18 protein-coding genes are annotated in these 20431 nt (G+C 68.0%); 14 read left to right on the top strand and 4 right to left on the bottom strand.

Annotation, left to right across the window (positions count from 1 at the left end):
- Positions 1 to 51 precede the first annotated feature (51 nt).
- The gene (kdsB, locus tag FS388_RS02750) at positions 52 to 786 is read left to right on the top strand and encodes a 3-deoxy-manno-octulosonate cytidylyltransferase (protein ID WP_146339461.1); all 735 of its coding nucleotides are present in this window, start codon (positions 52 to 54) and stop codon (positions 784 to 786) included.
- Between the two features lie 17 nt (positions 787 to 803).
- Here the strand turns inward: kdsB and FS388_RS02745 are convergent, their stop codons facing one another.
- Positions 804 to 1964: a glycosyltransferase family A protein gene (locus FS388_RS02745; RefSeq protein ID WP_168198572.1), complete on the bottom strand. Its 1161-nt coding sequence runs from the start codon at positions 1962 to 1964 to the stop codon at positions 804 to 806.
- A gap of 56 nt (positions 1965 to 2020) precedes the next feature.
- Here FS388_RS02745 and FS388_RS02740 point away from each other — a divergent pair, with 56 nt between their 5' ends.
- From FS388_RS02740 to FS388_RS02720, 5 genes are all read left to right on the top strand, one after another.
- Positions 2021 to 4006, top strand: a complete 1986-nt coding sequence (locus FS388_RS02740) for a hypothetical protein (RefSeq protein ID WP_146339457.1) — start codon at positions 2021 to 2023, stop codon at positions 4004 to 4006.
- Between the two features lie 10 nt (positions 4007 to 4016).
- Positions 4017 to 5726, top strand: coding sequence for a hypothetical protein (locus FS388_RS02735; RefSeq protein ID WP_146339456.1), 1710 nt, complete (start codon positions 4017 to 4019; stop codon positions 5724 to 5726).
- 82 nt (positions 5727 to 5808) lie between these two features.
- Complete coding sequence (locus FS388_RS02730; RefSeq protein ID WP_146339454.1) at positions 5809 to 6882, top strand: LCP family protein; 1074 nt, start codon at positions 5809 to 5811, stop codon at positions 6880 to 6882.
- Between the two features lie 39 nt (positions 6883 to 6921).
- A complete protein-coding gene (locus FS388_RS02725) occupies positions 6922 to 7968 on the top strand; it encodes a hypothetical protein (RefSeq protein ID WP_146339452.1) in 1047 nt (348 codons plus the stop codon).
- A complete protein-coding gene (locus FS388_RS02720) occupies positions 7965 to 8477 on the top strand; it encodes a hypothetical protein (RefSeq protein ID WP_146339450.1) in 513 nt (170 codons plus the stop codon). The genes FS388_RS02725 and FS388_RS02720 overlap by 4 nt, the downstream gene beginning before the upstream one ends.
- Before the next feature lie 111 nt (positions 8478 to 8588).
- Here FS388_RS02720 and FS388_RS02715 read toward each other — a convergent pair whose 3' ends face one another.
- Positions 8589 to 9686, bottom strand: coding sequence for a CDP-glycerol glycerophosphotransferase family protein (locus FS388_RS02715; RefSeq protein ID WP_146339448.1), 1098 nt, complete (start codon positions 9684 to 9686; stop codon positions 8589 to 8591).
- Between the two features lie 127 nt (positions 9687 to 9813).
- Between FS388_RS02715 and FS388_RS02710 the strand changes: the two genes are divergently transcribed.
- On the top strand, positions 9814 to 11112 hold the full coding sequence (locus FS388_RS02710) for a pitrilysin family protein (protein ID WP_146339446.1): 1299 nt from the start codon (positions 9814 to 9816) through the stop codon (positions 11110 to 11112).
- A 50-nt stretch (positions 11113 to 11162) separates the two neighbouring features.
- Here the strand turns inward: FS388_RS02710 and FS388_RS02705 are convergent, their stop codons facing one another.
- The gene (locus FS388_RS02705) at positions 11163 to 12311 is read right to left on the bottom strand and encodes a GAF domain-containing SpoIIE family protein phosphatase (RefSeq protein ID WP_146339444.1); all 1149 of its coding nucleotides are present in this window, start codon (positions 12309 to 12311) and stop codon (positions 11163 to 11165) included.
- A gap of 218 nt (positions 12312 to 12529) precedes the next feature.
- Between FS388_RS02705 and FS388_RS02700 the strand changes: the two genes are divergently transcribed.
- From FS388_RS02700 to FS388_RS02690, 3 genes are read left to right on the top strand one after another with little or no spacing between them, the layout of a single operon-like run.
- On the top strand, positions 12530 to 14263 hold the full coding sequence (locus FS388_RS02700) for a glycosyltransferase (RefSeq protein WP_246836274.1): 1734 nt from the start codon (positions 12530 to 12532) through the stop codon (positions 14261 to 14263).
- Positions 14253 to 14921 carry a hypothetical protein gene (locus FS388_RS02695; RefSeq protein ID WP_146339442.1) on the top strand — a complete coding sequence of 223 codons (669 nt, stop codon included), beginning with the start codon at positions 14253 to 14255 and terminating at the stop codon, positions 14919 to 14921. Before FS388_RS02700 ends, FS388_RS02695 begins: the two co-directional genes overlap by 11 nt.
- 5 nt (positions 14922 to 14926) lie before the next feature.
- Positions 14927 to 15400 (top strand): hypothetical protein, encoded by a 474-nt coding sequence (locus tag FS388_RS02690; RefSeq protein ID WP_146339441.1) that lies wholly within the window; start codon positions 14927 to 14929, stop codon positions 15398 to 15400.
- A 16-nt stretch (positions 15401 to 15416) separates the two neighbouring features.
- On the opposite strand, the gene FS388_RS02685 is transcribed toward FS388_RS02690, so the two are convergent.
- Complete coding sequence (locus FS388_RS02685) at positions 15417 to 16493, bottom strand: acetamidase/formamidase family protein (protein WP_146339439.1); 1077 nt, start codon at positions 16491 to 16493, stop codon at positions 15417 to 15419.
- 137 nt (positions 16494 to 16630) lie between these two features.
- Here FS388_RS02685 and FS388_RS02680 point away from each other — a divergent pair, with 137 nt between their 5' ends.
- The 4 genes from FS388_RS02680 to FS388_RS02665 are packed head-to-tail and all read left to right on the top strand — an operon-like array spanning position 16631 to position 20427.
- Positions 16631 to 17437 (top strand): GntR family transcriptional regulator, encoded by an 807-nt coding sequence (locus tag FS388_RS02680; RefSeq protein ID WP_168198571.1) that lies wholly within the window; start codon positions 16631 to 16633, stop codon positions 17435 to 17437.
- Positions 17434 to 18435: a tripartite tricarboxylate transporter substrate binding protein gene (locus tag FS388_RS02675; RefSeq protein WP_146339435.1), complete on the top strand. Its 1002-nt coding sequence runs from the start codon at positions 17434 to 17436 to the stop codon at positions 18433 to 18435. The genes FS388_RS02680 and FS388_RS02675 overlap by 4 nt, the downstream gene beginning before the upstream one ends.
- A gap of 6 nt (positions 18436 to 18441) precedes the next feature.
- A complete protein-coding gene (locus FS388_RS02670; protein ID WP_146339433.1) occupies positions 18442 to 18894 on the top strand; it encodes a tripartite tricarboxylate transporter TctB family protein in 453 nt (150 codons plus the stop codon).
- Positions 18895 to 18903: 9 nt separating this feature from the next.
- Positions 18904 to 20427 (top strand): tripartite tricarboxylate transporter permease, encoded by a 1524-nt coding sequence (locus FS388_RS02665; protein ID WP_146339431.1) that lies wholly within the window; start codon positions 18904 to 18906, stop codon positions 20425 to 20427.
- Positions 20428 to 20431: the final 4 nt, after the last annotated feature.

Raw genomic sequence — 20431 nt, 5'->3', positions numbered from 1 at the left:
ATACTGGCGTCGATCACTGGAGCGCACTCCGACCCGAGGGAAAAACACACCATGCTCGACGAACTCGTCATCATCCCTGCCCGGTACCGGTCATCCCGTCTGCCCGGCAAACCCCTGGTGGACCTCGCCGGCAAACCGATGATCATCCGAACCGCCGAACGCTGCTTCGACGTCGTCGACCGGGAGCACGTCGTCGTCGCAACCGATGATGAGCGCATCGCCGAAGCCTGCCGCGAGCACAACGTGCGCTACGAGATGACCCGCGACGACCACCCCACCGGCGGAGACCGCGTCGCCGAAGTTGCCGCCCGCATCCCCGCCAAGACCTACATCAACGTCCAGGGCGACGAGCCCGTCTTCAACCCTGAAGACCTGCGCATCATCATCGAGGCCGCCCGCGCCGACCGCACCCGCACCTATATCGGCTACTGCGAGATGACCGAGGAGCAGTGGAAGGACTCCAAGTTTATCAAGCTGCTCTTCGGTCAGAACAAGCAGCTCATCTACATAGGCCGGGCACCGGTGCCCCACGGCCACAGCGGGGAGTTCCAGGTCGGCTATCGGCAGGTGTGCGTCTACGCCTACCCGCTTGAGGTGCTCCAAGCCTTCGCCGCCCCCGGAAAGAAGACCCCGCTGGAAGAGATCGAGGACAACGAAGTCATGCGGTTCCTCGAACTCGGGCTGCCCGTCGACGTCCTCGAAATGTCAGAGGACTCCATGCCCGTCGACCGTCCCGACGACGTCCCCCTCGTCACCGCCCGACTCCACGAGCTCGACCTCGTCTGAGCCAAGAACATCTCAGCTCAGGCTGAGGCTCCGTCGGCCTTGGCCCGTGCCTGCTCCCGCACCTGCAGAGCCGCGGCCTGGATCTCCTGGGCCTCATCGGACTGCAGGGCGCTCAGCATCAGCCGCGCCTCCTCCGTCAGCCCCGAGGTGGACGCCTGCACCCCATACAGCACCGTCATGTACCGGGCGTGCTGGGCCAGCTCCAGGGCGAGGGACGGGTCCTGCTTGCGCAGAATGAGGGCGGGCAGCTGGTTCTTCAGGAACCGGTTCCAGTAATGAACCCGCATGCGCCCGGCCAGCTTGCCCACATCGCCCGCGCCGCCCCTGGCCAGCGCCAGCAGCCCGAACACATCATGGAGGAACCGCAGCTGCTGCACCGCGGTGATCTCCGCCCGAGAGATATTGCCCCGTGAGACCCTGCGCTGCACCTCCGAGGGGTCATCGGCCTCCAAGGTGATGAAGTAGCAGTCCACGTCGTCCACCCGGGACGTGCGCTGCGCATACAGGAAAGCCGCCACCATGAACGGGTGGTCGTTGCAGTAGATCAGCTGCTCATTGAACCGGTACGGCAGCGACCTCAGGAACTCCGTGCGGAACAGCTTCTGCACATGCAGGCTGTTCAGCCAGCCCGAGTGATACTCGTGCACACGAGTGCCCTGCGCGTCCCGGATGTTCGGCGCCGGACGGTTCACCCCCACATAGTGGCCCGTGACCACCTGGGCATCCCGCACCGCGGCCTCCCTCGTCATCGCCTCCAGCGCCTGCGGGCCCAGATAGTCATCCCCGTCCGCCAGAAACACGAACTCGCCGCGAGCCCGCTCCATGATCAGGTTCCGGCCCCGCGACGGCGTGCCCGTATTGCCTTGGCGATGCACCTCAAAGCCTGCCCAGCCGGCCGAATCCGCGAAGGCCTCAGCCGTGTCCGCGGTGCCGTCCGACGAGCCGTCGTCCACCACAATCACCTCGATGTGGCCAGCCCCCAACGACTGCTCCAGGATGCTCTCCAGGCAGCGGGTGATGCGCTCACCCTCGTTGTGCGCGGTGACGCCCACCGTCACCAGAGGCTCGTCCCCCGAGACCGCCTTCACAGCGCTGCGGACACGGGAGCGCAGCGCCCGCCGACGCCGCAGCTCATCACGGGCACGGGAGACCTGACGAAGTGACGGAAAAAGAATCATCGCCTGCCATTCTGCCCTGTCATGACCGTCCGTACCTGGCAGTAAACTCAGCATTGATGCTGAAGACACTCGTGATGGGCGCAGAAGCCGGCCGGCGCACCGTGCGCGTCCTCGGACGCATACCCGGCGCCGAGCCCGCACTGGCGCGCGCCGTCATCGCCTCCGCACGGGCCGTTCCCACCCCCGCCCAAGCCGAATTCGCGGGCAAAGACCCCGCCCTGCGACGTCTTCACGCCCAAGCTGCCACCGTCCTGTTCGAAGCCAACCCGCGCGGCGCCCAACAGCTCCTGGACCAGCTGGACCTCGACTCCGCGCACAGCGCCGACCACCTCGAACGCATGGCCGTGCGCTACATGAAGCTCGGCGAATTCGAAGCAGCCCTGGCCATGCGCCAGCGCGCCGCCGAACTCGGCCCCCACGACCCCCGTCGGCACCTCGCCCTGGCCCGCTCCCTGCAGCGCGCCAGCAAAAAAGGCCTCACCCGAGACCCCGTCCTCGGACTGCGGCCCGGGGGAGAGCCCCAGGTCGCCGAAGCCCGCCAGGCCCTCCGAACCGCCGCCGAGCTGGCACCCGGGCACCCCGCCGTGCTGCGCGAACAGGGCGACCTCGAATTCGCCCACGGCGACCAGGAGCGCGGACTCGCCCTCCTCGAGGAGGCTGTCGCCGCGCGCCCCACCGCCGCCGGGTACAAGGACCTCGGCCAGCGGTACCGCAAACCCCAGATCCAGCGCCTCGACGACGCGCTCACCGCCTACGAGAAGTCCCTGCAGCTCAGCCCCCGCGACGGGCAGGTCTTCCGCGCCGTGGTCACCCTCGGCTGCCGCACCAGCCACGACTGGCCCCGCCTCTGGCGCAGCGCCCTGCTCTACGAACGCTCCCGGGGGGTGCGTCTGCCCGGCGCCGGCAGCCGACGGCGCAGCCGGCTCGCCGCAGAGTTCGCCGACCTCTTCACCGAAGCGCCCATCACACCAGCCCGCGCCCACGGCGCGGTGGCCCGGCTGGAAGAGACCGGGGGAGCGCGCGGCCGGCTCTCCTGGCCCACCACCGCCCTCATCACCTACCGGCTGCAGTTCGCCGGGCACCTCGCCGCCGGATTCCGGCTGCGCCGCCAGCTCGCCGCACGCACCCGCGACTGGCTCGGCAGCGTCTCCGCAGGCCACGCCGGCCACCGGCAGAAGCTCCTTGCAGCCCAGGTCTACCTCGACCGCCTCGACGAGGCGCTCGCCCTCATCGACCCCATGCCCTGGAAGCCCCAGAACCCTCTGGCCGCCCAGCAGCTGCGCAAGCTCGCCGCCGACGTGCACCTGCTGCGCGGCAGCACGGGCCCCTACCTCGAATACTCCCGCAGCGCCCGGGCCCAGCAGCCCATGCAGGCCGAAGGGACCGCCGAGCAGCTCGTCGCCGGCAAGCGGGTGGCCATCGTCGGCCCCGTCGACACCGGCGACCAGCTCGGTGAGCTCATCGACAGCTACGACGTCATCGTCCGGCCCCGGTTCGCCCCCGAGTTCGTCCAGCAGCACCAGGACGCCCAAGGCAGCCGCACCGACATCGTCTACCTCAACGACCACGACATCCACGCCTCCGTGCCCGCCATGCAGGAGGCCGTGGACGCCGGGCAGCTGCAGCTCGCCGTGGCCCGCCCTAGCAGCATCAGCCGCCACGGCACGGCCCAGCAGCCCTGGCTGCGGTTCTACCGGCAGGAGTTCGCGCTCTCCCACCACGGCGCACTGCTCGGCATCCCACGCATGGTCTACGACCTCGCCCAGTTCGAGCCCGCAGAGATCGCGGTGTTCAACACCGACCTCTACACCGGCACTGACGCCTTCGCCGCCGGGTACCGGGAGGACAAGGACACCGTCTTCGGCCCCGGCTCCGCCATGAACGACCTCATCGTCAACCACGACCTGCGGTTCGACTTCACCTTCCTGCAGCGGCTGCAGCAGGCCGGCCTCCTCACCGCCCACGGGCGCACCGCCGAAGTCCTCAGCCTCACCCCAGATCAGTATGTCCGCGCTCTCGAAACCGGAAGCGCCCTGCGATAGGAGAAAGACCATGGCTGTGTCACTGCACGGGCTGCGCGGAAAGATCGCAGGCGCGGCCGTGCTCAAGGGAGCCGTCCGCCGGGCCGGCTCCCTCACCCCGGTCGCCAAAGCGATCAGCACCGTCGCCGACGCTGTGGAGCCCGGCACGGTCGCCGCAGGGCAGGCCGAAGCCAGCGGGTCCTACCGCGGGCTCCTCGCAGGCATGCTGCGCGAAGCGCTGCCCGCACCACCCGTCGACCACACCGACGTGATCTTCGACGCCGTCTGCGGACTCATCCCCGGCCCCCGCACGGAACACGTCAGCTACCAGCAGCTCCTGGACCGCGCCGAAGCCCAGCCCACCGCCGGCAACCTGCTCGCCGCCGCCGCCGAGGCCCGCCGGCCCTACAACGCAGACCTCACCCGGGCCCTTCAGCTCTACGAAGCCGCCTTCGAGAAGAACCCCCACGACCTCCGCGCCTACGAAGGCATCCTCAGCACCACCGGGCGCACCGACCTGGACTGGCAGCGCGTGTGGGAGGCCGCCTCCGTGCTGAAGCCCCGCCGGGGCCTCCTCGGCGCCGACTCCCTCTTCTGGGTCCCCATCAACCAGCTCTTCCAGCCCCAGCCGCCCGCAGAAGCGCTCCGCCGAGCCAAACCCCTGCTGGAGCAGTACCGCCCGCGCGTCACCCGGCTGCACCAGCTGCTCATCGAAACCATCACCGCCCGCCTGCAGTTCCTCGGCGAATTCCGGGCAGCCCAAAGCCTGCGCGCCGCCATGGCAGAGAACAGGGTCCGCGAGCTGCGCGGCATCCCCCTGGAATCCCCCCTCTGGCTCAAGCACCTCCTCGGCGCCTACGCCCACCTGGACCAGGACGCCCGCCTGCTGCGCACCGCCGCCCGCCCGCTGGTGGACACCGGCACCGCACGCGCCGGCATCGCCGCCGAGAAGCTGCGCGCCGACGCCGCCCTCTACACCGGCGATGCCTCCCACCTCATCGCCCACGCAGCCCGCCGGCGCGAACAGCTCACCCTGCCCGGCGAGGAGCTCATGCATCAGCTCGTCCACGGCAAGCGCATCGCCGTCGTCGGACCCGCCGCCGCCTCCGATGCCCTCGGAGAGGCCATCGAGGACTACGACATCGTCGTGCGCACCCAGTACAAGCCCCAGACCCTCCGAGGCAGGGCCGCGAAAGTCGGCGAACGCACCGACATCGCCTACTTCCAGACCAAAGACCTCACCTCCGACTGGGACCAGCTCGCCGAGACCATCCCAGCCAGCGGCGTGAAGCTGGCCGTGGCCCGGCCGCTGATGCACACCGTCCTCTCCGCCGAAGAGCGGCAGGCCCCCGACTGGCTGCGCTTCGCCCGGTTCGAATACGGGCTCTACTTCCGCGGCGCGCCCCTGGGCATCCAGCGCATCCTCTACGACCTGCTGCAGTTCGCCCCCGCCGAGGTCGGCCTCTTCCACGCCGACTTCTACGCCGGGACCGGCACCTTCACCGCCGGATACCGGCACCAGGAGAACACCTTCGGGCCCCACTCGGCCCTGAACGACCTGGTCATGATGCACGACCTCGGCTACGAGTTCCGGTTCGTCCAGCGCCTCCTCCGCGCGGGGACCATCACCGCCCACGGCACCGCCGCCGAAGTGCTCGGCCTCAGCGAAGACGAGTACCTCGGCCGGCTCGAGAGCGGACCCCTGGCCGCGCTCTCGCCCAGCCGAGCCCTGCGGCAGTGACCGCTCACCACCATCGGCGCCCCGCTCACCGGCAGGTCGTTATGATTCTGTGATCCTTTGACCCCTGCCGTACCCTGGGGCCGTGACGGATCACCTTTTGGACAGCACCCCCGCCCCCGAGGAAAGGGGACGGAAGAAGAGCTCCCTCGGCAGACGAGTCCTGCTCGTCACCCTCTCCCTGGCAGCCCTGGTGGTGGTCGGCGGCGTCGCAGCCGTCGCCCTGTACCTCGGCTCCCTGAGCTCCAACTACGAGGAGTCCGTCAACGTCCTCCCCGAGGACCAGACCTTCCCCGACGGTGACCGCCCCGACAGCCCCACCGTCGAGGACGAGGACGGCGACGAGTCCGAATCCGACCAGCTGAACATCCTGCTGCTGGGCTCGGATGCAGGAGGAGGCTCCGGCGAGGACGAGAACGTCCCATGGCTGCCCGACGCCGCCCGAGCCGACAGCATCATGTGGGTCCACGTCCCCCACGACCGCGAATCCGTGCAGATCATGTCCATCATGCGCGACACCTGGGTGCCCATCGCAGGCCAGAGCGAAGCCAAGATCAACGCCTCCCTGAGCTACGACGGCCCCGAGACGGCCGTCGCCACCCTGGAGAACCTCATCGGCGTGCCCATCGACCACGTCGCCGCCGTCGACATGGAAGGCTTCCAAGGCCTCGTGGAGGGCATGGACGGGGTCACCGTGAACTCGCCCCAGAGCTTCACCTCCCAGGACGGCTACCACTTCGAGGCCGGATCCCAGGAGCTCACCTCCTCCGAGGCCCTGAGCTTCGTGCGCGAGCGCCAAGCCTTCAGCGACGGCGACTACACCCGAGTGGCCAACCACCAAGCCTTCATGGAAGGTGTGCTCAGCGGCGTCCTCACGCCCCAGAACCTCTCCAACCCGGCCCGGGTCCACGACATGGTCACCGGCTTCACCCCCCACATGACCGTGGACTCCGAACTCTCCGAATCCGGATACGTCGCAGACCTCGGCTGGGAGATGCGCAGCGTCCGCGCCGGGGACATCACCAGCTTCACCCTCCCCAACAACGGCATCGGCACCGCAGGCTCAGAGTCCATCGTCGTCGCCGACTACGACGCCTTCGACGAGGCCGGGGAGGCCATGCGCGAGGGCACGTTCGAGCAGTACGCCGACCAGCACTGATTGGTTCCCCGGCACTGAAGCGCCGTAAGCTGGGGAGTCATGACATCGCCCCAGGACGACGCTGCCGAGCTCGAGGCACTCGCCAGCCATCCGGACACCGACTGGGATGTTCTCCACTGGATCGCTGAGAACTACCCGGAGCTCAGGCCTGCCGTAGCAGCCAACCCAGGCACCTACCAGGAGCTCATCGACGCGCTCGCCTCCCTCGGAGATCCAGAGATCGACTCGGCCATCGCCATGCGCGGCCGCAGCGGCATCAACTCCGGCCGGGCCGCCACAGACCCGCTCGCCGGCATGTTCGACACCTCTCGCCGACTGCCCGCCTACATCGAGCCGGGCTACCAGGACTACGCGCCCTACCCCGCAGCCGGCCAGGCGCAGCCCGTCCAGGACGAGCCGGCCTACGAGGAGCCGCCCACACCGCAGCCGGCCGCGTACACGGCCCCTGCTGCCATGCCGCCGGAGCCGGAGCCGGAGCCGGAGCCGGAGCCAGAGCCCGTGCAGCGCACGCCGGCCCAGTCTGAGGCAGCGCCGCCCGCGCCAGTCCAGCCTGCGCCAGCCCAGTCGGAGCCAGCACATTCGGTCCCGGCCGAGGAGGTCGCCTCCGCGCCCGTCGTCCCCAGCGAGCCCGCTGCCGACTACGACGACACCTCCACTCAGGCCTACCCCGCAGTGGCCGCGCAGCCCGCAGCCATCCCGCCTGCACCCCACCAGACCCCCGGATACCGGCCGTCGGCTGCCAGACGGCGGCGCTCCATGGTTCCCGTGGCGGCAGTGATCGGCCTCATCGCAGTAGTCGGACTGGGCATCGTCGCAGCCTTCGCGCTGCTCACCGGCGACGAAGACCCCGTCGCCGACGAGCCAGCCCCACCGGCCGAGGAGCAGCCCGTCCAAGACCCCGCCGAGGACGAGGACGAGGGTGAGCCCACCCCGCCGGAGGAGGACGACGCCGAACCTGAGGAGGACCAGGTCCTCGAAGCGCAGGCAGCCGTAGCCTCCTGCCCGAGGACACCAACTGTGAGGCCCAGGAGGACGCCGAGACCTTCGCCGCATGGATCAGCGCCGGCGCCGAGGGCGACGGCATGACCGACGAAGACGTCAGCACCGCGCAGGAGTCCCTGGCCGGGCTGCAGGACTCATGCGACGCCGAGCACGCCGGTATGACCGTCGGGGAGCTCCGGGCCGAGGCCCCCGACCACCAGATGCTCAACGAGCTCAGCTACGACTGGGTCGACCGAGGCATCGGAGACCGCGGAGCCCAGACCGTCAGCGGCTTCGTCACCCCCGACGGCAACATCGCCTGCGACTTCTCCGACGGTGTCAGCTGCACCGTCTATGACCACCAGTACACCGACGGCTGCGACGGCAATGAGGGCACCACCTACTCCATGACTGTCAACGGCGCCGAGATGGACTGCGACAGCCACGTTGGTGACGCGGGCGACCGGGAGACGATGCCGCACGACGAGATCGGCACCGACGGCTTCATCGAGTGCGCCTCCCTGGACGACCGGGTGAGCTGCTACAGCGCACTTAACCCCGCCGTCGGATTCGAGATCTCAGACATCGGCCACTACACCTACGGCTCCGGCTGAGCCGACTGGCAGGCCCATTCGCAAGCTGAGGGCCAGCCTCTGCTGTAGGCCAGCTGCGCGCCTGGCTGTAGGCCAGACGCGCGTCAGGGGCCGCTGAGGCCCCGTGAAGGCCTAGCTGAGGTTCAGGGCCCGCACGATCCGGTCGGCGCAGCCAGGGCCCTCCTCGGGCAGCTCACCGGAGGGCCCGGTGACGAAGTTCAGGTGACGGGCCCGCCACCGGCTGTAGTCCAGGTGCTTGAGCCGCATCGCCGTGTTGGCCGCCTCCTCCGCGGTGGCGACGATCGGCCCCGGCGATTCCGCCTCGTAGTCCAGCGGGAAGCCGCGCGTGTTCCGGAACTCCTCCAGGTCATAGGCCCAGAAGATCGTCGGAATGTCCTTCAGCGCAGCCTCGTACACCACCGCCGAATAGTCGGAGATGATCACATCGGCCACCGAGAGCCAATCCATGATGCCGAACTCGGCGCCGCTGACGGTGCTCCCGTCGTCGGGCACCGGAGTCTTGTCCACCGGGTGCGGGATGATGACCAAGTTGGTGTCCGTGCCGCGGAACTGCTCAGCCAGCTCCTCATAGGGCAGGCCCCGCTTCAGCCGGGATGTGGGCGTGTACAGCACAGTGCGTCCCTCGGCCAGCTCCGGGTGGCGCCTGAGAATCCGCTCCCGACGCTTCTGGCTGCCCTCGTCATCCAGCAGGTAGTCCACCCGGGCCATGCCGAAGGGCTGCACCGACTCCGGCGCAATCTGGAAGGCCTTGGCGAACACCTCAGCGGGCACCGTGCCGGCCGCGCACATGAACGTGTAGTTCGCATGCATCCGCATCACCTTCGCCACCGCAGGATCCGGGCCCTCAGGGGTGCCCGCCACCAGGTAGGCGAAGTTCTTGAACCCGCCCATCGCGTGCCAGATCTGCCCCACAGGCAGGCCCTTGCGATGATTGAGCACGCTGACCGGGATGATGTAGCCGTCCACCAGGATGCCCCGGCAGGTGGCCAGGTGGTACATCTCCCGCACCGCGGCGAACAGGTATCCCATGGAGAGCTTCTTGTGCTTGATCACCTTGATCTCATAATCCGGGTGATTCCGCCTGATGGAATCCTTCAGCAGTGCGAAGTCCACCCGAATCTGGCGCAGATCCCTGGTCATCAGCACCACTTTGCGCTGCGTGGGCAGCAGCTTCAGCACCGCGTAGATCATGCGGGCTCCCAGGACCATGATTCCTAGGGCATACGGGAGGACTCGGCGAATAGCTGCATCCTCCCTCAGGGCCTGACAATGAGCGAATATTTATCACGGATACCCTAACTCACCCCGCATTACATCCGGGTAGCTTGGAGGCACTATGCGAATCACCATTCACCCCACCACCGAAGGCGTGCTCAACGACGACGCCGGCTCCACCGTCCGCCGCACTGTTCTGCCCTCCGGGGTCAGGGTCCTCACCGAGCAGATGCCTGGCGTGCGCAGCGTGACCATCGGCTACTGGATCGCCGTAGGATCCCGGGACGAGGCCGAGCACCAGTACGGCTCCACCCACTTCCTCGAGCACCTGCTGTTCAAAGGCACCCGCACCCGGTCCGCCCTGGACATCGCCGCGGCCTTCGACACCGTCGGCGGGGAGTCCAACGCCATGACCGGCAAAGAATCCACCTGCTACTACGCCCGGGTCCTGGACACCGACCTTCCCATGGCCGCAGAGGTCCTCACCGACCTGGTCACCTCCGCGGTCATCGACCCTGACGAGATGGAGACCGAGCGGGGCGTGATCCTCGAAGAGCTCGCCATGGACGAGGACGACCCCACCGACGTGGTCCACGAGCGCTTCTCCGAGCAGGTGCTCTCCGGGCACCCGCTGGGCCGGCCCATCGGCGGCACCACCGAAGCGATCCTCGCCGCATCCCGCGCCGACGTCGTCGACCACTACAGGCGCTGGTACCGGCCCGAGGAGCTGGTCATCACCGCCGCCGGAGGCGTGGACCACGACGAGCTGGTCAGCATGGTCGCCCAGGCGCTCGAGGCCAGCGACTGGGACGTCAGCGGCCGCGGAGAGCCCGCAGCCCGCCGAGTGGGGGACGTGCAGACCATCCCGGTGGACGAAGGGGTGGTCAAGCACCGCAAGAGCATCGAGCAGTCACAGGTGATCATCGGCGGCCGCGGGCCCGCCGCCGGAGACGAAGACCGCTTCGCCCTGTCGCTGATGCACGCCATCCTCGGCGGAGGAATGTCGTCGCGGCTGTTCCAGGAGGTCCGTGAGCGGCGAGGGTTGGCGTACAACACCTACAGCTTCTCCGCGCCCTACACCGACGTCGGCTACTACGGCCTCTACGCCGGATGCATGCCGGAGAAGGTCGACACCGTCACCCAGGTGATGATGGAGCAGCTGGAGCGAATCGCCTCCGAGCCGGTCGGCTCCGAGGAGCTCACACGTGCCAAGGGTCAGCTGCGCGGAGGCACGGTGCTCGGCATGGAGGACACCGCCTCCCGGATGCAGCGGCTCGGAAAGGCTGAGCTGGTGCGCGGGGAGTTCGTCGACATCTCCGACTCGCTCGCCGAGATCGACGCCGTCACCGCCGATGACATCACCCGTGTGGCCCGTCGCCTGGCGGAGAGCCCCCGGGCCACCACCATCATCGGCCCCTGAGCCCGGCTGCGTCGTCGTCGTTCAGACCTGCGAGGGTCCTGGTGCCCTGCTCAGGCGTCCCGCCGCACGACGGCGACCGTGACGTCGTCGGGCGCCTTCATGCGTTCGGTCAGCCGCAGCGTCTCCTCGACCGCTCCGTCGACGCCGAACTCGGTGAGGACCGCATCGACCTGCCCGAAAGGATCATCCAGATCCAACAGGTCCAGCACACCGTCGCTGCAGATCATCAGCGCATCCCCGGGTTCCAGATGCACCGTGCCCACGTGATGCGGATCCCCCATGCGCATGGCAAGGGGCAGTCCGGTGGAGTCCAAGTGCTTCCAGCTGCCGTCAGCGCGGCGGATGAAGCTCAGGCTGTGCCCGCCGTCGACATAGCTGACAGTGCCGGTGGTGGTGTCGATGTCCGCGCAGAAGAGGGTGGCGAACATGTTGAGCTCCCCGATGTCCTGCTCCAGAAGCTCGTCGATCTCCGAGACCGTGGCCAGCAGCGAACGGTCCGGGGCGGTGCGCATCGAGGCGCGAATGGCTGAGGCGACGATCCCGGCACCGATGCCCTTACCCATCACATCGGCAAGAGTGACTCGAAGCTGATCCTCGCGCAGCGCCACATCATAGAAGTCGCCTGCCACGCTCCCAGCCGGCGCGGAGCCGGCCGTGACGGTGAAGCCAGCGGGCTGGGGCAGCTGGGCGGGGGAGAGGGCCCGCTGCACCACAGCGGCATGGTCCAGCTCCTGCTTGTGGGCAAGCTCTGTCTGAACCCAGCGGGCAAGGTCCCGGAACAGCGTCCGGTCATCCTCGCTGAGGTGCCGCGGCTTGGTGTCCAGCAGGCACAGGGCCCCGACATGCTCTCCGCCCGGAGCCTCCAGGGGGTGCCCGGCATAGAAGCGCAGGTTCGGGTCACCGGTCACGTACTGGCTCTGGCTGAAGGGGCCGTCCTGCTGCAGATCCTCAATGATGAGGGAGTCGGAATGATAGATGGTCGTGCTGCAGAAGGCCTCCTCGCGGGGGACGTTCGTGACGTCCAAGCCGACCGAGGACTTGCTCCACTGCCGATCCCGGTCGATCAGATTCACGCTGACCATCGGCACTCCGAAGATCTCCTGGGCCAGCCGGGTGATCCTGTCCACCCGCTCATCCGACGGGGTGTCGAGAACGTTCAGCGAGTCGAGCGCCGCCTGTCGGCGCGCCTCATCGATCATGACCTGAAATCCTGTTCACAGTGGGCATCATTACATATTCCCATTCGATGGTAGTGCACCACGTCAAATAGACCCAGGGGTATAGAATTGCAAAGTCCTAAGTGTGCCGACACGATGGTCCCTTCCTCACAAAGGCCTTGCGTGTCGAGCTTCTAAGCCGCATTCGACGTACGTGCCGTGCGGGCGCCTGAGCGCCCCGAAGTGTTGAGGAATTCTGAGTGGAGCGTCCCGCCCCGGCCGAGGGTGTCAACCCGGCCACCGTCGACCGTGCCTATGCGCAGCAGCTGGGCCTCGATGCCCTGATCCATCAGCAATGGATCCCCCTGCTTCATCATGACGAGAGCTCAGTGCCGGAGGAGCCTGAGGGCGTCCGGCACATTGCAGCGACAGCCTCTATGACGCGACGCCGTCTCCACGCGCTCCACACCGAGCACGGCGAGCGCATCCACGTGCACGAAGTGTCCTCAGACGAGCTGACGTCGCTGCTCCTGGAGGCCTTCGGCGAGGAGATCGCAGACGACGCCGCCATGGCCCTGCACCGCGCGAACCCGTTGGCCTCCGCCCGGACGGTCTTCACCCGCCCCCAGGCGATCGGGCTGATCCTGGCGCTGGTGATCACCCTCGTGTGCCTGATCGTCTGGCCCTCCGCCGCCCTGGGCACCCTCATCGCAGCGGCCGGCATCGTGTTCCTCTGCTCCACCCTGTTCAAGTTTGCGGTGGCTACGCGCGGGGCCGGCAGCGACATCACCAGCTTTGTGAGCGAGCCGGAGCCGCCGGCGATCTCCGACGACGATCTGCCCCCGTACACGGTGCTGGTCCCGGTGTACAGGGAGGAGAACATCGTCGCGCAGCTGGTGCACAACCTCGGCGGCATCGACTACCCCCAGCACAAGCTCGAAGTGTTCATCCTCGTGGAGGCGGAGGATGACGCCACCCGCAACGCAGTGCTGGAGTCCAACCCGCCGGCGCACTTCCACATCATGACGGTGCCCGACGGCATGCCCCGCACCAAGCCGCGCGCATGCAATGTGGGCCTGCGCTTCGCCCGGGGCGAGTTCCTCGTGATCTACGACGCCGAAGACACCCCAGAGCCGGATCAGCTGAAGAAAGCCGTCGCCGCCTTCCGCCAGGCCGACAGCAGCACCGTGGTGCTCCAGGCGGCCCTGAACTACTTCAACGCCCGCGAAAACATGCTGACCCGCATGTTCACCCTGGAGTACAACTACTGGTTCTACTACATGCTCCCGGGCCTGGACGCCGCAGGGCTGCCCATCCCGCTGGGCGGAACCTCGAACCACTTCCGCACCTCCGCCCTGCGGGAGCTCGGCGGCTGGGACCCCCACAACGTCACCGAGGACGCCGACCTCGGCATCCGCGCCTCCGCCCTGGGGTACCGGGTGGGGGTGATCAGCTCCACCACCATGGAGGAGGCCAACACCTCGGTGCCCAACTTCATTCGGCAGCGCAGCCGGTGGATCAAGGGGTACATGCAGACCGTGCTCATCCACGCCCGCAGGCCCGCAGCACTGATGAAGGAGGTGGGCCCCGTCGCCTTCCTCTCCTTCCTGCTGCTCATCGGAGGCACCCCCGCCACCTTCCTCCTGGTGCTGCCGTTCATGGCCGTGACCGCCGTGGCCGTGCTCTTCCCGGAGCTGATCGGCCCGCTGGATCTGCCGGTGTGGCTGCTGGGGCTGGGGATGGTCAACTTCTTCGTCGGCTCAGCCCTGATGGTGCACCTGACGATGATGGGCCCCTACCGGCGCGGCACCTTCACCATGGTCCCGTGGGCGCTGCTCAACCCGCTCTACTGGGTGCTGCACTCCATCGCGTCCTACAAGGCACTGTGGCAGCTGCTCACACGCCCGCACTACTGGGAGAAGACAGCCCACGGCCTGACCCAGGAGACACACGCGGACGCTGAGCCCGCACAGGAGGCGACCCATGTCAGCTGAGGCACCCGAGCGGAGCACCAGCGCCCCCGGCGACCGTCGCATCGTCCCGGCTCGGACGCCGCGGCTCTTCCTGCGCAACAGAGCCATCGATCTGGCCCTGGCCTCACCGCTGATCCTTGCCGTGCTGCTCCTGAACCCGTACACGCTGAGCACGGGCACCATCAACCAGCAGCTCGTCGCACAGATCCTCGCCGGCGGCGACGCGGACGGTCCGGCCCAGCCGGCCGGCCTCATCCCTCGAGTCCTGGTCACGCTGCTGCCGCATGAGAATGCACACGTCATCCTTGCGCTCGTGGGCGCCCTGCTGGGGGGACGGCTCCTGCACTATCTTCTGGCCGCCCTCTGGCGAGAGAGCGTCGCCGTCTCGGTCACCACCGCCTGTCTTCTCACCCTTGCTGCCAGCCCGCTGTTCGCCTTCATCGCCCTGACCAACTTTCCGCTGATCCTGGCTATGACCCTGTTCGCGATGTCAGTCGTCGGTGCCATGCGCATGGCCATGTGGAACGACACCCGCGCCGGATTCAACGCCGGCGCCACCCTGCTGCTGGCCGTGCTCAGCCACCCACTGGCCCTGGTCTGCGCCGCTGTGCTGGCCGTGTCCATGCCGTTCCTTCCCCACGCGCGGGGCCAGCACGAGGGGTCCGCCGGGCGAACCTGACCGTCATGCTGTTCCCAGTCATCGCCGCCACCATGATGTGGGTCGTCTTCGAGGTGCTGTTCTTCGGCCTGGGTGAGACCTGGGCCCTCTACACCTCATTCCTGCAGGGCGCCGGCGAGCGCGCGGCCTGGCTGCTCAGTGTGGCTCAGGAGCCCGCGGGCCTGGTCATCTTCGGCCCCTTCCTGGCCGGTCTCCTCCTGTGGCCGGTGCTGCGCCACGAGGGCGTGCCCCTGGGGAGCGGGCTGGCGCTGACCGTCGTCATGGCAAGCTACATCCTCGGGGTGATCTCCCTGGCGGACACGGGCTCTACGTTCATGGTCACCATGATCATCGGCATCGTATTCTTCCCCCGCCCCAAGGCCGCCTGGTCGAAGGCGGGCATGGGGCTGATCATGATGATGCTTCTGGCCGCCACATGGTGGGGCAGCTGGCACCACGAAGTGATGCACGAATGGCTCACCACCGCCTTCACTCTCTGACGCACGGGCTGACCCACTACACCCAGGCCGACCAGTCCGCCTTGCGGATCATGCAGTGGATGCCCTTCACGCCGTCCACCACCTGACTGACCTCGAAGTCCGCGCCCGCCGACAGGTACGCCATCGCCACCTGTTGAGGCACCCCCATCCGCTGGTGGAGAAACTCGATCGCGCTGCGCGTCGCATTCTGCATCGCCAGATTCAGATCCTCGTCCATCCCTGACGGGATCCAATGGGTCGGGGTCTCGATCACCGGCCCCACCGCACCGCCCACCGTCTCACCGCGGCGCTCGCCGGGGATCACGCTCAGGCGCATCGTCGCCCGCAGTGAGGCCTCCAGGGCGGTCAGGGCGACCTCCCCGTTGCCCTGGGCGAAGTGCGGGTCCCCGGTGAAGAACAGCGCCCCCTCGGTGAGCACCGGAAGGTAGACCGTGGTGCCCACCACCGTGTGCTTGATGTCCATATTGCCGCCGAACTCGCCCGGCGGCTGGGTCCGCAGGGGCTCCGCCGCTGTCGGGGCGGTGCCCATCATGCCCATGAACGGGGACAGCGGAAACCGGACCGTCCGGCCCTCGCCCGCATCCAGGAACCCGTGCTCCACGCCCTCGTGGTCACCGGTCCAGCTGAAGAGGCTCACATTGCCCTCACCCTGGGGGTACTCGCCCGGCAGCGCGCCCAGCCCATGCCTGTTGCTGATCACCCCGTACGGGACCCGCGGGGTCAGCTCCTGGATGTCCACCCGCAGCAGGTCGCCCGGCTTCGCGCCCTCCACACGGATCGGACCGGTCACCACATGAGGCCCCGGGGCCTCGCCGGCGCGTTCGGCGCGGGCGGCGACGTCCACCGCATCCTGCAGGACCTCCTGCACCTCGTACTGGCCGAAGAAGCGCTCCGGGTCCTGTCCCTGATCCGGAAGGATCCCCTCGTGCGAGAGCGTGTCGACGGTCACCGAGGCGCCTGAGGAGACCTCGAGAACCGGGTCTGTGGCGGAGGTGGGAAGCCACCCCCACTGGGCGGTGTCCGGCGAGGTGGACAGGTAGTGCTCACCGGGAATGGGTCCGGTGCCGGGCTGAAGGACGGGGCGGTGGCTCATGGCTCTCCTCACAGAGCGGGGGCAACTGTTGAATGCTGAATTTCAGCACATTGTTTGTGCAGGCGGGACGCTTCTTTAACCATTTGGAACGATCCAAGATACGTGGCTGTAACACGCAATCCTTAGTGTCTTCACCTATGTATACATCAATGTCCACAGATGGGCATAACGTCGATATCGCCGCTCCCGGCACCGGAGGCTCCGCAGCCGACAAGGTCTACTACGGGCTGCGCGAAGACATCCGCGCCGGCAGCGTCTACCCCTGGGACCGTATGACCGAAAAGACCGTCGCCGCGCACTTCGGCGTCTCCCGGACCCCCGTGCGGGAGGCCGTGGGACGGCTCTCCGCCGAGGGGCTGCTGCAGCGGCACCCGGACGGCTTCGGCCTGGTGCTGCCCAGCGCCGAGACCATCAGCGGCCTCTACGAAGCCCGCGTGGCCATCGAGCTGCAGGGCATCCGCCGGGTGGCCGAAGGCCGAGGCGAGTACGACCGTGCGCGCCTGCAGCGCCAGCAGGCCCGGTGGGAGCAGGTCGTCGCCGAACCGCCGGCCGCCGAGCCCTGGCTGACGGCCTGGGATGAGGAGTTCCACCGCGAGATCCTCGCCGCCTCCGGCGAGCCCGCCCTGGTGGACGTGCTCAGCCACATCAACGACCGCATCCGTGCCCTGCGCATGTACGGCTACATCGCCCTCGAGCAGCTCGTCTCATCGGCCCGCGACCACCTGAAGATCCTCGAGGCCCTGCTGGTCGGCGACTACGCAGCAGCCCAGGCGGCCCTGGAGGAGCACATCGTCTCCACCCGCAACGACTCGCTGGCCCGGGCCCTCCAAGGCTCCGGGGCGGCCGGCTTCACACGCCGGGCCCCCAGCCTGGTCACCCCCGAGCCCTCACACCGCACACCGACAGAGTTCGCACCCGAATCGAACGAGGAGAAGAACCGATGAAGAAGACAGCACCCCTGCTCTCAGCTGCCGCCATCACCGGGCTGGTCGTCTCAGCCTGCGGCGACGGAGGAGCCGCATCCGCCGGCGAGCCGGAGGAGGACTTCCCTTCCAGCGACATCGAAATGGTCATCCCCTACCCGCCCGGAGGAGGCTCCGACGTGCTCTTCCGCCTCATGGCCGAGTATGCCTCCGAAGAGCTCCCGGTGACCATCACCCCTTCCAACGTCGAGGGCGCCTCCGCCACCGTGGGATCCCGCCAGGTCATGGACTCCGACCCGGACGGCTACACCATCCTTGGATCGCACCAGGTGGTTGCCGCGGCGTACCACAACGACATCGTCGACTACGGCTTCGACGCCTTCGACCCCATCGCCCTGGGAACCGTCACCCCGCACCTGCCCTCAGTCTCCGCGGACTTCGCCGAGGAGCACGGCATCGAGGACCTCCAGGACTTCCTCGACCACGTGGAGGCCAACCCCAACACCGTGAACTGGGGCTTCACCACCGGCTCCGAGGACCACTACTCCATCGCCGCCGTCCTCGACGCCGCGGGCCTGGACACCGGCATCCTCAACTATGTCGACTACGACGGCACCGGCCCGCAGTACGCCGGGCTCGTCGCCGGGGAGATCGACGGCATGACCGGCGACTACGCCTCCGCCGAGGGCTACATCGAAGACGGCGACCTCATGCCCCTGGGCATCGTCGCCGAGGAGCGCGACGAGAACCTTCCGGACCTGCCCACTGTGGCCGAGCAGGGCGTGGACTATGAGCTCACGGTCGACCGCGGCTTCTTCGCCCCCGAAGGCACCCCGGAGGAGCACATCGAGATCATCGCCGAGGCCATCGAGACCGCCGTGAACAACCCCGAGTTCCAAGAGGACGTCGAGAACCTCGGCTCCTACTCCGACTACCTCGGCCCGGAGGACTACCAGGCGCACCTCGACGAGCTCGACGAGGCCATGGCAGGGCTGTCCGACCAGATGCAGGAGTTCTGAGCCGACGTGGCAGACCGAGTATTCGCCCTGGTGCTGATGGTGCTGGTGGCCGCCTTCTGGACAGAGTCCGGGCAGCTTCCGCCGGCGTCCGGGGGCGCAGCCGTGGGGCCGGCGTTCATGCCGCGGGTCCTCCTGGCCGCCCTGTTCGCCCTGGCGGTGCTCATGCTCATCCGCAGCTTCACCAAGGCGGAGGACGCCGTGCGGTTCACCGGGATCGCAGGCTTCCTCCGCCTCCACTGGCGGGTGCCGGCCCTGCTGGCCGCCATCGGCGCCTACATCGCACTGATGGACGCACTGGGATTCGTCCTGGCATCGATCATCTTCCTGCTGGGCTCATTCGCCCTGCTGATCCGCGAGCGCACCCGCGGCATCCTCATCGCCGCGCTCCTGCTGGCCGTGGGGCTGCCCTTCGGGCTGTCCTGGCTCTTCGAAACCGCCCTGCGCACGTTCCTGCCCTAGGGGAGACACATGGATATCGCCAACATTCTTGAGGCCGCCGGCGAGCTGGCCCAGCCGATGGTGCTGCTGACCATCTTCTTCGGCGTCTTCTTCGGCATCGTGGCCGGCTCCATCCCGGGGTTCACGTTCACGATGGCGCTGGTGCTGGCCTTCCCCTTCACCTTTGCCATGGGCCCGGTCCAAGGGCTGGCGCTGATGATCGGCATCTACATCGGCGGCCTCTCCGGCGGCCTGATCGCCGGAACCCTGCTGGGCATACCCGGCACACCGTCGTCGGTGGTGACCATCTTCGACGGCTTCCCCATGACCAAGAACGGCGAGCCCGCCCGAGCACTGGGCATCGGCATCGCCGCCAGCGTCATCGGCACCATCCTCGGAGCCATCGTGCTCTTCCTGCTCGGGCCGGTGATCGGACGGCTGACCCTGAACTTCGGCCCCTGGGAGATCTTCTCCCTGGTCCTGTTCGCACTGACCCTGGTGGCAGGGCTGTCCGGAAAGCACCTGGTCAAGGGGCTCATCGCCGGGTGCCTGGGCCTGCTGGTGGCGATGGTGGGCGTGGCCCCCACCGGGCAGCTGCGCTTCAACTTCGACAACCCCCAGCTCTCAGGCGGGCTGGACGTCATCCCGGTGCTGATCGGACTCTTCGCCATCTCCCAGCTGCTCATCAACGTGGAGGAATCGCGGATCGACTCCCGCTCAGCAGCCGGGCACATCGCCAAGATACGAGTGCCGGTGCGCACCGTGGCCAAAGACATTTGGCGGGAGAAGCGCAACGTAGGCCGATCCTCCATGATCGGCACCTTCGTCGGCACCCTGCCCGCGGCCGGCGCAGAATCGGCGAACTTCATCAGCTATGACCGTGCCAAGAAGGCCGAGAAGCGAGACCCCGACGGCTACGGCAAAGGCCACCCGGGCGGGGTGGTCGCCTCCGAGGCCTCCAACTCTTCCGTGGCCGGAGGAGCGTTCATCCCCACCATCAGCCTCGGAATCCCCGGCGACGTGGCCCAGGCGATCATGATGGGCGCGCTCATCCTCCACGGCATCGCGCCCGGGCCCGGGCTCTTCGACCGGGAGCCGGTCCTGGTGAACTCGATCTACCTCTCCATCATCATCGCCGCCGTCGGAGTGCTGATCATCCAGACCCTGCTGCTGCCGTTCCTGGCCCGGGTCACCATGGTGCCCAAAGCCGTCCTGGTGCCCTGTGTGCTGGTGCTGACCGCAGTGGGCGCCTTCGCGCTGAACAACCGCATCTTCGACATGTGGGTGGTGCTCGTCTTCGGAGTGATCGGCTACATCCTCGTCAAGCTCTCGGTGCCGCTGCCTCCGGTGATCCTGGGCCTCATCCTCGGCGGGACCCTGGAGGAGTCCATGCTGCGGGCCCTGCAGATCGGAGATCCCAGCGAGTTCCTCACCCGGCCCATCTCCGCAGCGTTCCTCCTGCTGGCCGTCGCATCGATCGGCTGGGCGGTCTACCGCAGCATCCGGCAGACCTCACGGCAGCCGACCGGCTACGAAACCCAGTCCACCGGCTGAGCGC

It is taken from the genome of Nesterenkonia sp. NBAIMH1 (genome assembly GCF_007922635.1).
In the GTDB taxonomy this organism is placed as follows: Bacteria; Actinomycetota; Actinomycetes; order Actinomycetales; family Micrococcaceae; genus Nesterenkonia; species Nesterenkonia pannonica.
This window is presented reverse-complemented; position numbering and strand designations above follow the sequence as displayed.